General features: G+C 59.8%; 1 protein-coding gene. It reads right to left on the bottom strand.

The genetic code is table 11. The features are described 5' to 3' along the window. Positions 1-73: 73 nt before the first annotated feature. Positions 74-1,419, bottom strand: a protein-coding gene (locus CWO89_RS44110) for an IS3 family transposase (protein WP_130584371.1) whose coding sequence is annotated in 2 segments (ribosomal slippage) — positions 74-1,083 and positions 1,083-1,419 — 1,347 coding nt in all. Because the reading frame shifts where the segments join, the coding sequence is not laid out codon by codon here. Positions 1,420-1,503 lie beyond the last annotated feature (84 nt).

The following is a 1,503-nucleotide window of genomic DNA, read 5'->3' as shown; positions in this document are numbered from 1 at the left end:
GTCCGTCGTCAGATAATTTGAGACTGATCAGGCTTTTCGAGAAGGGAGGCTCTGGCTCATCAGGGGTTAGAGTTTAAGCTGCTTGCAATTGATGCTGCAAGCGGCGGGTTGCGATGGTGTTGCGCTTGATGCGTTTTCGCTCGGCGAGGATTGCCCCAGCCCGACCGAAGTAGACATCGGCAGGCGTGAGGTTGTCGATGCTCTCATGGTAGCGGACGTGATTGTAGTGTTCGACGAAGGCCCGGATCTGTCGTTCGAGGTCGGCGGGCAGGTAGTAGTTGTCGAGCAGAATGCGGTTCTTCAGGGTCTGGTGCCAACGCTCGATCTTTCCCTGGGTCTGGGGATGATACGGAGCGCCGCGCACATGTTGCATGCCCTTCTTCTCGAGCCACCTGGCCAGATCATCTGCCACGTAACTCGACCCATTGTCGGTCAGGAGCCTCGGCCGCTGAGCGACGCGGTCGAGGTCAGAGGCCAGGAGCGCCTGGTCGAGCGTGGCCGTGACGTCGGAGGCAGCCATCGTGGGACCAAGCCGCCAAGCTACGATGTAGCGCGAGAAGTCGTCGAGCACGGTCGAGAGATAGTACCAACCCCAACCGGTAATCTTGAGATAGGTGAAGTCGGTCTGCCAGAGCTGATTGACGGCCGTCGTCTTGTCCTTGAACTCGTTGGCCGCCTTGATCACCACATAGGCCGGGCTGGTGATGAGGTCATGCGCCTTCAGCAACCGATAGACCGACGCTTCGGAGACAAAATACTTCCGTTCGTCGGTGAACCGCACGGCCAGCTCACGCGGCGACAGTTCCGGAGTCTCCAGCGCCAGGTCGATGAGCTGACCTCGCACATCGTCCGGGATGCGATTCCAGACCCGCTGCGGTCGAGATCGATGATCGGCCAGCGCGGCGCTGCCGCCCTCGCGGTAACGTTCATACCAGCGATAGAACGTGGCCCGTGGGATGCCAAGCTTGTCCAGCGTGCGCTTGGCCGGAAGATGGGATTGCTCGACCAACTGGATGATCTCGGCCTTCTCGGACGCAGGATATCTCATGCCTCGTCCTCCCCATCCCCGGTCATGCTTTTTTTAAGCAACCGGTTCTCCAGCGTGAGGTCGGCCACGACTTCCTTCAGCGCCGTCGTCTCACGACGCAAATCCTTCACCTCGCCTGAGGTTGCCGCACGCGCCGTGTCGCCCGCCAGGCGACGCTTGCCGGCTTCGAGGAACTCCTTGGACCAGCCATAGTACATTGAGGCAGCAATGCCCTCGCGCCGGCACAGCTCGGAGATGTTCTCCTCACCCCGCAGCCCTTCCAGCACAATACGGATCTTCTCTTCCGCCGAATATTGCCGGCGTGTCTGACGCCGAATGTCCTTTAGCACTCGTTCTGCCGGTGCTTTGCCCGGTCCGGATTTCTGCTTCATCTTCGCTCCTGGTGGCTACGATGAACCAGAAATCCTCCCTCCGCAAAACCCTTCAATTTGTCTCACAAGCCCTGACGGCGAACA

Source organism: Bradyrhizobium sp. Leo170 (assembly GCF_004296405.1).
Taxonomy (GTDB): domain Bacteria; phylum Pseudomonadota; class Alphaproteobacteria; order Rhizobiales; family Xanthobacteraceae; genus Bradyrhizobium.
The sequence above is the reverse complement of the archived record's forward strand: the minus strand, read 5'-3'. Positions and strand labels throughout refer to the sequence as shown.